This is a genomic window from Pseudomonas sp. GQ91, assembly GCF_059758795.1.
Map to the genome: position 1 here is coordinate 220,367 of NZ_JCAXED010000002.1, position 11,781 is coordinate 232,147.

Below are 11,781 nucleotides of genomic sequence, written 5' to 3' on the forward strand. Positions count from 1 at the left end.
GTCACTGTAACGACGGCCCCGGATAATGGCAATCAACCCTTGGTCGGGTCAGTCCTCGACGGGAGTCAGCGCCACGCGCAAAGCTTCAATGGCGGCATCCCGCGCGGCGCTGTCGGCGAATGCCGGGCTATCGGCCACACACGCACCGTCCAGCCAGACACTGAAGCCCAGCACCTCACTGCGCACATCCAGCGCTTGGCCGGACTGCAATTGCTTGGTCACCGCGCCCGCCGCTTTACCGTCGGCAAAATGCCGTGACAGCAGCAGTTGCTCGCCGTCGGCGGCCAGCAGACGGAAACGGAAACTGCCGTCGTCTTCGCGGAAGCTGACAAAACGTGGCGCTTTCACGGCTTTTTTCTTGCTGCTGGCAGCAACGCTGGTCTGGTTGACGAACGAACGCAGGCCCACCGCTTCACGCAGCTCCTGGAGGAACGGAGCGGCGACGGCCCGGGCTTTTCTGGCCCCGACCAGCAGCAGGTCTTCCATGTCTGACGGACGCGACATCAACTGGTGATAACGCTCACGGGCTTCACCCAATTGACCGTCGAGCAGTTGGAACAGGCGGTTCTTCGCCTCGCCCCAACCCAGGCCGTCGAGCAGTTCATTGCGCAGTTGTTGTTCCTCGGCCTTGCTGGCAAACGCTTCGTACAGCGTGAACAGGTGCGAGCTGTCCGGATCTTTCGCCTCGCCCGGCGCGCGGGAGTCGGTAACGATCCGCGAGATAGCGTCCTTCATGTCCTTGGCACTGGTGAACAACGGGATGGTGTTGTCGTAGCTCTTGGACATCTTGCGGCCATCCAGGCCCGGCAAGGTGGCGACGCTTTCTTCGATCAGCGCTTCGGGCATGGTGAAGAACTCTTTGCCATTGCCGAACAGGTGATTGAAGCGCTGGCCGATATCACGGGCCATTTCCACGTGCTGGATCTGGTCGCGACCGACCGGCACTTTGTGCGCGTTGAACATCAGGATATCCGCCGCCATCAACACCGGGTAGCTGTACAGGCCCATGCTGATCCCCGCATCCGGGTCGTCACCGTTTTCCAGGTTCTTGTCCACGGACGCCTTGTAGGCGTGGGCACGATTGAGCAGGCCCTTGGCCGCCACACAGGTCAGCAGCCAGCTCAGCTCCGGGATTTGCGGGATGTCCGACTGACGATAGAAGGTCACCCGGTTCACATCCAGGCCACCCGCCAGCCAGGTGGCGGCGATTTCCATGCGCGAGCGCTGGATGCGCTGCGGGTCATCGCACTTGATCAGGGCGTGATAGTCGGCCAGGAAGTAGAACGAATCGGCATTGGCATCCTGGCTGGCGAGGATCGCCGGGCGGATGGCGCCGGCGTAGTTGCCCAGGTGCGGCGTGCCGGTGGTAGTGATGCCGGTGAGGATACGGGTACGAGTCGTCATGGGTAATCGCTTGTCAGACTGCTATCAATTCGAAAGGCGTGGCAACACCAGATCCTTGAGATCGGTGAGCTTGCCATGAAAAAAGTGCCCGCATTCTGCCACTTTCAGCAGCTCATGGGGGCGATTCAAGGCCGCGGACCAGTCGTAGACGGCCTGCGGGTCGACCACTTCGTCGGTTTCGGGTTGGATCAGGGTCAACGGGCAACCTTGAGGAAGCACGTCGGTATCGCGCAGGCGCATCACCGCCGCCGCCACCATGAACAGGTGATTGAGTGGCTCACCCTTGGCCTCCAGGCGACCACCGAGACTTGCTGCAACAAATCCGCCGAAGGAAAACCCCAGCAGGGTGATCGGCAAGTCCGGGTGTTTTTCACGCAACCAGGTCGCCGCCGCTTCGGCATCATCCACTTCACCGCTGGCCATGTCGTGGGTACCGGCACTGGCGCCAACGCCACGGTAATTAAAACGCAAGGTGATCATACCGGCATCACGCGCGGTACGTTGCAGGGTCGAAACCACTTTGTTAAGCATGGTTCCACCCTGCACCGGGTTAGGGTGACAGATCAGCGCCAGGCCACGCGGCTCGGGGTGATCCAGGTACAGGGCTTCGAGTTGGCCTACCGGGCCATCGATCAAAACGGGGGTTTCACGCATCAGCAAGGAAGGAACTCCGTGACCTCTCAAGGGGTCGACTCGTCTAGCTAAAAGTCTGTGCATGGCATCATTGCGAGCTTAATCGCGGTATACAGCGCAGGTCCGAGCCGTTAACGTAAAGCAAAGCCGTTTATAGAGGAAGGACTCGTGGAACACTCGCTCTTAGTTTGGTTGTTGCCGACTCTTGCCCTGGTTGCCGGTGTCGCCATTGGATTCCTGGTTGCTCGCCTGCTGCCGAATGCCGCGCCTAACCGCACGCAGCGTCAGCTGGATGACATTCAGGAACGTTTTGACAGTTATCAGAACGAGGTTGTTACCCACTTCAACAGCACCGCGACCCTGGTGAAAAAGCTCACCCAGAGCTATCAGGAAGTACAGGATCATCTCGCCGAGGGCGCCAACCGTCTGGCCCTGGACGACATCACCCGTCAGCGCCTGCTGGCTGCGTTGCATTCCGATGCGGTGCAAACGCCACGCGAACGCCTGACGCCGCCGCGTGAGAATCAGGAGCCGCCTCGGGACTACGCGCCCAAGACGCCCAATGCCCCTGGCATGCTGGATGAGCATTACGGCTTGAAGAAGTAAGTCGCTTCAAGCGATACAAAAGCCCGGCTGATCGCTGATCAGCCGGGCTTTTTATTGCCCCCGCCAGCACCAGCTTACCCCCCGTAGATACCGTCTTGAATCTTGCCGAGCAAGCGCAAATCTCGAGCCATACGTCATCCCGTAACAGCTGTCGAGCTTGCCCGGCCACGTTCAAGACGGTATCTACGAAGGAGTCAGACCTTACGTTTGCTCAAGCAACTGCCCGTGCGCTATCCGCACCTGTCGCCCATGAAAACGCTTGAGACTGCTGCGATGGCCGACGCTGACGATACTCACCCCCGGCAAGCCGTCGATCAGCGCTTGATACAGCATCGCTTCGTCCTCCTCGTCCATCGCCGAGGTGGCTTCATCCATGTACAGCCAGTGCGGTGCGAATAACAGCGCACGGGCAAACCCCAGGCGCTGCTGTTCACCCGGCGACAACAGACGCTGCCAGTGATTGGCCTCGTCCAGCCGGGGAATCAGGTGCGACAAGCGACAGGTTTCCAGGACCTGTGCATAACGTTGCGCGGGATAGGTCTCGCCAGGCTGTGGATAACTCAATACCTCACGCAATGAGCCAATCGGCAAGTACGGCTTTTGCGGCAGGAACAGATAACGCGCCGCCGGCAAACGGATAGTCCCATGACCATCGTGCCACAGTCGCCCCATCGCACGCAGCAACGTACTTTTGCCACTGCCGGAGCGGCCGCCAAGCATCAGGCGCTGTCCCGGTTGCACCGTCAGGTGGGCAGTACCCAGCAACTGGCGCCCATCGGCCAGGTCCAGCCCCAGGTCCTGAATGACCAATTCGCTGCCTTGAACCTGCACCTCGATGGCGGGTGCGCGTCGTTCGTTGTCGCGCATGGCTTGCTGGAAACTCAGCAGACGGTCACAGGTGGCCCGCCAACCGGCAAGGTCTGAATACGCGCTGATAAACCAGCTGAAATTTTCCTGGACGTTGCCAAATGCCGAATTGATTTGCATCAGCTCCCCCAGCTCGATCGTGCCGGAGAAATAACGCGGAGCGGCCACGATAAACGGAAAGATGATCGCAATCTGGCTGTATCCGGCGGTAAAGAATGTCAGGCGCTTGGACACTTTCATGATGTCCCAGAAGTTGTGCCAGACCTTGCCGAACCGCTCGCTCAAACGCTGGTTTTCATTAGGCTCGCCGTTGTACAGCGCGATACTTTCGGCATTTTCGCGGATGCGCACCATGGAAAAACGCAGGTCCGCCTCAAAACGTTGCTGCTGGTTGCTCAACCCGATCAGCCTGCGACCAATCAAATGGGTCAACCCACTGCCGACGACTGCGTAGACCAGCGCGCACCAGAACATATAGCCGGGAATGCTGAAGCCGTAGACCTCGATGCTGCCGGATACGCCCCAGAGAATGATCGAGAACGACACCAGGCTGACCACATTGCGCAGCAGCCCAAGTCCCAGCCCCAGGGTGTTGCTGGTAAAACTGTTGATATCTTCGGAAATCCGCTGGTCCGGGTTATCGGTATAACCGCCCTGCTCCAACTGATAGTAGTTTTTGGCCCCCAGCCAGCGTGCGAAGTGTTTTTCGGTCAACCAGGCCCGCCAGCGGATCGTCAACATCTGCGTCAGGTAGAGGCGGTAAACCGCTCCCAGGATCGCCACCACGGCAATCATTGCGAAATAGCCGATCAGTTGCCAGAACGCCGCCGTGTCCTTTTTTTCCAGGGCGTTGTAGAAGTCTTTGTACCAGTGGTTGATCCACACCGAAATCGCCACGCTGAACAGCGACAGGGCAATCACCGCCAGCAACAACCCCCAGGCTCTGGCCTTCTCTTCACTGCGCCAATACGGCGCGACCATCTGCCAGACCCGGCGAAAAAATCGCCCACGCACCGCATCGTTGACCGCGGAGTACTCGGCGTTCTGACTCATGTTTCAGACCCTGCTGGAGCGTATCGGACCGATCATAGAGGATCGGCCCGGCGCTCCGCGCAGCCTGAAGCAAGTTGTTCAGCTGCCGTTCAGCGACGTACCGGACGCTTCTGCAACTTGCGCTGCAAGGTTCGGCGGTGCATGCCCAGGGCGCGGGCGGTGGCGGAGATATTGCCTTCATGCTCGGTCAGCACGCGCTGGATATGCTCCCACTGCAAGCGATCGACCGACATCGGGTTTTCCGGCACCAGGGTATCCAGGTCGGCATGCTCGGACAGCAGCGCGGCCAGGACATCATCGGCATCAGCCGGCTTGCACAGGTAGTTGCAGGCGCCGCGCTTGATCGCTTCGACAGCGGTGGCGATGCTGGAATAACCCGTGAGGATCAGCACACGCATTTCCGGGTCCAGCTCGAGCAGCTTGGGCAACAGCACCAGTCCGGAGTCACCGTCCATTTTCAGGTCCAGCGCGGCGTAATCCGGCAGGTCGGCCTGGGCGATGGTCAGGCCTTCCTCGGCCGAACTCGCCGTGCTGACGCGAAAACCGCGTCGGCTCATGGCCCGAGCCATGACCCGGGTAAAGGTAGCGTCGTCATCTACCAGCAACAGGTGCGGCAGTTCTTCGCCTTCGACTTGGATCTCGTCACTCATCGATGTCTCCTCGGACGACACGGGGCAGGCGCAGCTCGGTGAGCGTGCCGCCTTCCTCATGGGGGTAAAGTTTCACGGAGCCGCCGGCGCGAGTCACGCTGGCCTTGCTCAAAAACAGGCCCAGGCCGAAACCTTTGCCCTTGGTAGTAAAGAATGGCTTGCCGATTTGTTCGGCAATGGCCAGCGGCACACCGGCGCCGTGGTCGCGAATGCTGATGGTGAGATTTTCCGCATCCCAGTCCAATTGCACTTCCAGCCCCTCCGGGCAGGCGTCGGCGGCGTTGTTCAACAGGTTCAGCAACGCCTGGGTCAAGTCCGGCGGTGGCGCCATGCGCGGCACCGTACCCTGCCCCAGCAGTTGAAAACGGTAACTGGCTTCAGGCCGCATCAGGTGCCAGCGGTTCAGCGCCTCATCCAGCCATTGCGTGACGTCTTGCATATCCACCGCCAGGCGACGATTGGCTTCGGCGGCACGCACCAGTTGCTGCAAAGTCTGCTTGCACTGCTTGACCTGCTCCTGCAGCACCCCGAGATCGTCTTGCAGCGCCGGATCATGGTGATCCTGGCGCATCTCCTTGAGCAACACGCTCATGGTCGCCAGCGGTGTGCCCAGCTCATGCGCCGCGCCCGCGGCCTGGGTCGCGACCGCCAGCAACTGCTGGTCGCGCAAGCCTTCTTCGCGGCGAATGGCACGCAGTTCTTCCTGGCGTCGCAACTCTTCCGCCATGCGGGCGGCGAAGAACGTGATCACCGCGGCCGCCAGCGCAAAACTCAGCCACATGCCGTAGATCTGCAGATTCTCACGGGCGATAGGGAAGGTCTGCAACGGGTAGAACTGTGCCAGCAGCAGGGTGTACAGCGTGAGCGCGATGCCCGACAACACCACCGAATAGCGCCATGGCAGCGTCACGGCGGCAATGGTCAGCGGCACCAGATAGTAGGAAACAAAAGGATTGGTCGAGCCACCGGAGAAATACAACAGCACGCTGTGGATAAACAAGTCACAGGCCAGTTGCAGAGCGTATTCCAGTTCGGTCACCGGCCAGGTAGTACGCAGGCGAATCGCAGTGAACACACACAACACGGTGGAAAAGGCCAGGGTCACGGCCAATTGCAGCCACGGCAATGGCAGCAGCTCGAGCCAGTAGGCAAGTCCAACGGAACCCGCCTGCGCAGCCAGCACCAGGGTTCGGATAAACGTCAGGCGCCAGAGGTTCTGGCGAGTGGCGGAAGTCAATTGCAGAGGGGCGAGCATGAGCTCTCCTGATGAGCGCTCCAGGCGGATCGCACCGAGTATAAACGAAGCAACAGTACAGGCAGCCCGCGTGTGGCTCTTTGACGCAGGTCATGCACGGATGAATGGAAGGTCAGTTTTGACCGTTCGTCGGCACCTTACTCAAGTGTAGAGAGTTTGTAACCCGATGAACCCGACCCACCCGTCTACAGTCTTACCGAACACGATCACATCAAGGAGCTTCCATGACTCGTTTCACTCGCAGTGCCGCCCTTATCGCCCTTGGCATGGGCACCGTCGCCAGCCTGCCCGCGCTGGCGGCCGACACGCTGCATTACAACCAGATTTCCCTGCGGGCCGAAGTCAGCCAGGAAGTGGCTCGTGACCAGATGATCGTCACGCTTTACACCGAGGCCCAGAACACTGATCCGGGCAAGCTGGCCGCCGAGATCACCACGTCCATGAACAAGGCGCTGGCCCAGGCCCGCGAAGTCAAAGGCATCACCTTGCGCCAGGGCAGCCGCAACAGCTACCCGATCTACGACAACAAAAACCAGAAGATCACCGGCTGGCGTGAACGCGCCGAGCTGCGCCTGGAAAGCTCGGACTTTGCCGCGCTGTCCAAGCTCACCGGGGAAATGCTCGGCACCCTGAAGATGGACAGCATGGACTTCGCCATCGCCAACCCGACCCGCAAGGCCAGCGAAGACGCCCTGCTCAAGGAAGCGGTCAACGCGTTCAAGGCGCGCGCGCAACTGGCCACCGATGCGTTGGGCGGCAAGGGTTACAAGATTGTCAACCTGAACTTCAACACCAACGGTTATCCACAACCCTACGCCCGTGGCGGCGCCATGATGATGAAAGCTGAAGCCATGGATTCAGCGCCGACGCCGCAAGTCGAGGCAGGCACCAGTCAGGTCAGCATGAGCGCCGACGGCGTGATCGAAGTCCAACTGCCTTGACCCCAAACGGGTAGGCAATGGCGGTCACCCAGGTGACCGCCTTTTTTTTGCGTAGCGTCGGACGATTGGCGCTGAATGTTCCGCCGCAGGCCAGTGGTCTTATCGTACAAATATTCAGCAAACGCTCTGGAATGCGCGCGAGGCCCGGGCGCTACCAAAAGAAGCAGCGGTTGCACTGGGTATCACCACCAGCCTGCGGACCTTCGTCATGCACAGCCCCGTCAATCCCGCGACCCGCCTGTCGGCGGGAACGCCGTAAATCAGGGCGTCATCGGCGATCAGCGATGCGCTGAATAACAGGTTCGGCGTGCCCCGCCGTTGTGCTGCAGTCGATAGCAGCGCGCCGCTGAAAAAACCTCAACCGACGTCCAGGAAAGCGCGACGGCAAGTCAAATCAAGGTCAATCGCCACGCCCCGCCAAGTGGTATCAGATTTCTTAAAACAACTTTAAAAACAACAGCCTACTGAGCCTGTTCAAGCATTGGCGGTTTTCCCGCCCGCCCCTCCAGACGTCCAGCACTTCCAGATCAGCGCGTGCGGACTGTCCAGGTTCGTTGTCGCGAGTCTGATTAAGTAACAGCCGCGCCCCAGCAAGGTGCACAGAACCGCTCTACTGAGCACTTCAGGTGCATGTCGCGCACCGGAAAAAACCGCAAAAAACACGATTTTGTGTAGAAAGTTATACGAATGCGACATTCTTGTACGTTCGTACCACTGTTTAGGATTTGTAGCCTATCAACATCTTGCAATGGGTATGGGGCCTGCATAAGTATCCGCAGGTCGACTCACGAGGTCGCCCTCACTACCAAAAATGACAACAAATCATGAGGCCAACATGCTTAAACACGCAGTCATTCCGTTTTTAGTCAGCGCCGGTTTAATGGCCGCTGCACCTTTCGCCCAAGCGGCGACTAATCTGGTGTTCTGCTCCGAAGGGAGCCCGGCCGGTTTCGATCCAGGCCAGTACACCACCGGAACAGACTTCGATGCCTCGGCCGAAACCATGTTCAACCGTCTTAGCCAGTTCGAGCGCGGCGGCACCGCCGTGATTCCTGGCTTGGCCACCAAATGGGACGTGTCCGAAGATGGCCTGACGTATACCTTCCACCTGCGCGAAGGCGTCAAGTTCCATACCACCCCGTACTTCAAGCCTACTCGTGAATTCTCGGCTGACGACGTACTGTTCACCTTCAACCGGATGATCAACAAAGACGATCCGTTCCGTAAGGCCTACCCCACCGAGTTCCCGTACTTCACGGACATGGGGATGGACACCAATATCAAGAACATCGAGAAAATCGACGACCACACTGTCAAGTTCACCCTTGGCACCGTGGACGCGGCTTTCATCCAGAACCTGGCCATGAGCTTCGCTTCTATACAGTCGGCTGAGTACGCCGCCCAGCTGTTGAAGGAAGGTAAGCCCCAGGACATCAACCAGAAGCCTGTCGGCACTGGCCCGTTTGTTTTCAAGAGCTACCAGAAAGACTCCAACATCCGTTTCACCGCCAACAAGGACTACTGGAAGCCTGATGACGTCAAGATCGACAACCTGATCTTCGCCATCACCACTGACCCATCGGTGCGTATCCAGAAGCTCAAGAAGAACGAATGCCAGGTCACCCTCTTTCCGCGTCCAGCCGACCTCAAGGCGCTGGAAGCAGACAAAAGCCTGAAAATGCCGCACCAGGCCGGTTTCAACCTGGGTTACATCGCCTACAACGTCATGCCTGTACTCAAGGGCCAGACCGCGCAGAACCCATTGGCTGACCTGCGAGTCCGCCAGGCCCTGGACATTTCGGTGAACAAGCAGCAGATCATCGACTCGGTCTACCAGGGCGCGGGCCAACTGGCGGTCAACGCCATGCCGCCGACCCAGTGGTCCTATGATGAAACCATCAAGGATGCCCCGCACGACGTGGCAAAAGCCAAGGAACTGCTCAAGGAAGCCGGCGTCAAGGAAGGTACCGAGATCACCTTGTGGGCCATGCCGGTTCAACGTCCTTACAACCCCAATGCCAAGCTGATGGCCGAGATGCTGCAAAACGACTGGAAGCAGATCGGCTTGAAGGTCAACATCGTCAGCTATGAGTGGGGCGAGTACATCAAGCGCTCCAAAGGCGGTGAGAACCAGGCCATGATCATTGGCTGGAGCGGCGACAATGGTGACCCGGACAACTGGCTGAACGTACTGTTCGGCTGCGACTCCCTGGCCGGCAACAACTTCTCGAAATGGTGTGACAAGAAATTCGATGGCATCGTGAAAGAAGCCAAGGCTACCTCGGATGTCGCCAAGCGCACCGAACTGTACAAACAGGCGCAACACATCCTCAAAGACGCCGTCCCGATGACACCTATCGCGCACTCGACGGTGTATCAACCCATGCGCAACACCGTGCACGACTTCAAGATCAGCCCGTTTGGCTTGAATTCGTTCTACGGCGTGAGCGTCAGCAAGTAAGGACCATTGACGGCGACGTTCATAACGTCGCCGTTATTGCATCCGCCAAGACCCAAGGAGCCGACCTACATTCGCGACTGCTGCTGTCCTACAGCAGATGACTGCAAATGTACCGTCCGAGCCCTACAAGGTTTGTCTGGTTCTGCGCATTTACCGCCCACCCCTCGGCCCCTAGTGTCGGGGAGGGCAGAGACGCATTGCCAGCATGGCATCTGCTGAGAAGGGATCAGTGTTATTTCCATGTCTTGTGGGACATGGCAACTGCTCACTGACGAAAATGATAAAAATGGATTGGGGATCGTCATGCGCCATACCACCGTTCTATCCGCGATATTCGGCACCGGCCTGCTGGCCGTGGCCTCGCTGGGCCAGGCGGCCGAGAAGAAGAGCCTGGTGTTTTGCTCCGAAGGCAGCCCGGCCGGGTTCGACACCGCGCAGTACACCACCGCCACCGACAACGATGCGGCTGAGCCGCTCTACAACCGTCTGGTTGAGTTTGAAAAAGGCGAAACCGGTGTCGTACCGGCGTTGGCAACCAAGTGGGATATTTCGCCAGACGGTCTGACCTACACCTTCCATCTGCGTGAAGGGGTGAAATTCCACAGCAACAAGGACTTCAAGCCGACGCGCGACTTCAACGCCGACGACGTGTTGTTCACCTTCAACCGCATGCTCGACGCCGACCACCCGTTCCGTAAGGCCTACCCCACCGAGTTTCCATACTTCAACGGGATGAGCCTGAACAAGAACATCGCCAAGGTCGAAAAAACCGACCCGCACACCGTGGTGATGACGTTGAACACGGTGGATGCTGCGTTTATCCAGAATATCGCGATGAGCTTCGCCGCGATTCTATCGGCCGAATACGCCGAGCATTTGCTCAAGACCGGCAAGCCCAGCGACATCAACCAAAAGCCGATCGGCACCGGGCCGTTCGTATTCCAGCGTTACCAGAAAGACTCGCAGATCCGCTATATCGCCAACAAACAGTATTGGGACCCGAGCCGGGTCAAGCTCGACCAACTGATTTTCGCCATCAACACCGACGCCTCGGTGCGCGTGCAGAAGCTCAAGGCCAACGAATGCCAGGTCACCCTGCATCCGCGCCCGGCCGATGTCGAAGCCCTCAAGGCCGACCCGAAACTGCAACTGCTGACCAAGCCCGGCTTCAACCTCGGCTACATCTCCTACAACGTGCGGCACAAACCCTTCGACCAGCTCGAAGTGCGCCAGGCCCTGGACATGGCGGTGAACAAGCAAAGCATCCTGGACGCGGTGTATCAGGGTGCGGGGCAACTGGCGGTCAACGCCATGCCGCCGACTCAATGGTCCTACGACGACACCATCAAGGATGCGGCCTACAACCCGGAAAAAGCCAAGGAACTGCTCAAGGCCGCCGGCGTGAAGGAAGGTACCGAGATCACGCTGTGGGCCATGCCGGTGCAACGTCCGTATAACCCCAACGCCAAGCTGATGGCCGAGATGCTGCAGAACGACTGGGCCAAGATCGGCCTCAAGGTCAAGATCGTCAGCTATGAATGGGGCGAGTACATCAAACGCACCAAGAACGGCGAACACGATGTCAGCCTGATCGGCTGGACCGGCGACAACGGTGACCCGGACAACTGGCTCGGCACGCTCTACAGCTGCGATGCCATCGGCGGGAACAACTACTCCATGTGGTGTGACCCGGCGTACGACAAGCTGATCAAGCAGGCCAAGGTCGTCACCGACCGCGAACAACGCACGGTTCTGTACAAGCAGGCGCAGCAACTGCTCAAGCAGCAGGTGCCGATCACGCCAATCGCCCACTCCACCGTCAACCAGCCACTGAGCGCCAAAGTCGAAGGTTTCAAGGTGAGCCCCTTCGGCCGCAACGTGTTCTCGGGCGTCAGTATCACCCCATAAGAA

The 11,781-nt window shown here is 59.1% G+C and carries 9 protein-coding genes; 4 read left to right on the top strand and 5 right to left on the bottom strand.

The genetic code is table 11. From position 1 onward, the window contains the following. Positions 1 to 48: 48 nt before the first annotated feature. The gene (locus AC6CIA_RS03190) at positions 49 to 1,404 is read right to left on the bottom strand and encodes a tryptophan--tRNA ligase (RefSeq protein WP_498310583.1); all 1,356 of its coding nucleotides are present in this window, start codon (positions 1,402 to 1,404) and stop codon (positions 49 to 51) included. 24 nt (positions 1,405 to 1,428) lie between these two features. Then, positions 1,429 to 2,058 (bottom strand): alpha/beta hydrolase, encoded by a 630-nt coding sequence (locus tag AC6CIA_RS03195; protein WP_498310584.1) that lies wholly within the window; start codon positions 2,056 to 2,058, stop codon positions 1,429 to 1,431. Positions 2,059 to 2,205: 147 nt separating this feature from the next. Here AC6CIA_RS03195 and AC6CIA_RS03200 point away from each other — a divergent pair, with 147 nt between their 5' ends. Beyond that, positions 2,206 to 2,643, top strand: a complete 438-nt coding sequence (locus AC6CIA_RS03200; protein ID WP_084376340.1) for a Z-ring associated ZapG family protein — start codon at positions 2,206 to 2,208, stop codon at positions 2,641 to 2,643. 201 nt (positions 2,644 to 2,844) lie between these two features. Here AC6CIA_RS03200 and AC6CIA_RS03205 read toward each other — a convergent pair whose 3' ends face one another. From AC6CIA_RS03205 to AC6CIA_RS03215, 3 genes are all read right to left on the bottom strand, one after another. Next, entirely contained in the window at positions 2,845 to 4,563 is a 1,719-nt protein-coding gene (locus AC6CIA_RS03205; protein ID WP_498310585.1) for an ABC transporter ATP-binding protein/permease, read from the bottom strand. An 89-nt stretch (positions 4,564 to 4,652) separates the two neighbouring features. Then, positions 4,653 to 5,213: a response regulator transcription factor gene (locus AC6CIA_RS03210; RefSeq protein ID WP_084376341.1), complete on the bottom strand. Its 561-nt coding sequence runs from the start codon at positions 5,211 to 5,213 to the stop codon at positions 4,653 to 4,655. Next, on the bottom strand, positions 5,206 to 6,468 hold the full coding sequence (locus AC6CIA_RS03215) for an ATP-binding protein (protein WP_498310587.1): 1,263 nt from the start codon (positions 6,466 to 6,468) through the stop codon (positions 5,206 to 5,208). Before AC6CIA_RS03215 ends, AC6CIA_RS03210 begins: the two co-directional genes overlap by 8 nt. Before the next feature lie 224 nt (positions 6,469 to 6,692). On the opposite strand from AC6CIA_RS03215, the gene AC6CIA_RS03220 reads away from it, so the two are divergent. The 3 genes from AC6CIA_RS03220 (at position 6,693) to AC6CIA_RS03230 (ending at position 11,778) form a co-directional block, all read left to right on the top strand. Next, a complete protein-coding gene (locus AC6CIA_RS03220) occupies positions 6,693 to 7,409 on the top strand; it encodes an SIMPL domain-containing protein (protein ID WP_498310588.1) in 717 nt (238 codons plus the stop codon). Positions 7,410 to 8,244: 835 nt separating this feature from the next. After that, complete coding sequence (locus AC6CIA_RS03225; protein WP_498310589.1) at positions 8,245 to 9,870, top strand: ABC transporter substrate-binding protein; 1,626 nt, start codon at positions 8,245 to 8,247, stop codon at positions 9,868 to 9,870. Positions 9,871 to 10,173: 303 nt separating this feature from the next. Beyond that, positions 10,174 to 11,778 carry an ABC transporter substrate-binding protein gene (locus AC6CIA_RS03230; RefSeq protein WP_339528951.1) on the top strand — a complete coding sequence of 535 codons (1,605 nt, stop codon included), beginning with the start codon at positions 10,174 to 10,176 and terminating at the stop codon, positions 11,776 to 11,778. The last annotated feature ends 3 nt before the right edge of the window (positions 11,779 to 11,781 follow it).

Bases quoted from the DNA above. Each gene is read 5' to 3' on its own strand.
- AC6CIA_RS03205 (WP_498310585.1), bottom strand. From the start codon at position 4,563: ATGAGTCAGAACGCCGAGTACTCCGCGGTCAACGATGCGGTGCGTGGG.
- AC6CIA_RS03215 (WP_498310587.1), bottom strand. From the start codon at position 6,468: ATGCTCGCCCCTCTGCAATTGACTTCCGCCACTCGCCAGAACCTCTGG.
- AC6CIA_RS03230 (WP_339528951.1), top strand. From the start codon at position 10,174: ATGCGCCATACCACCGTTCTATCCGCGATATTCGGCACCGGCCTGCTG.
- AC6CIA_RS03225 (WP_498310589.1), top strand. From the start codon at position 8,245: ATGCTTAAACACGCAGTCATTCCGTTTTTAGTCAGCGCCGGTTTAATG.
- AC6CIA_RS03195 (WP_498310584.1), bottom strand. From the start codon at position 2,058: ATGCGTGAAACCCCCGTTTTGATCGATGGCCCGGTAGGCCAACTCGAA.
- AC6CIA_RS03210 (WP_084376341.1), bottom strand. From the start codon at position 5,213: ATGAGTGACGAGATCCAAGTCGAAGGCGAAGAACTGCCGCACCTGTTG.
- AC6CIA_RS03220 (WP_498310588.1), top strand. From the start codon at position 6,693: ATGACTCGTTTCACTCGCAGTGCCGCCCTTATCGCCCTTGGCATGGGC.
- AC6CIA_RS03190 (WP_498310583.1), bottom strand. From the start codon at position 1,404: ATGACGACTCGTACCCGTATCCTCACCGGCATCACTACCACCGGCACG.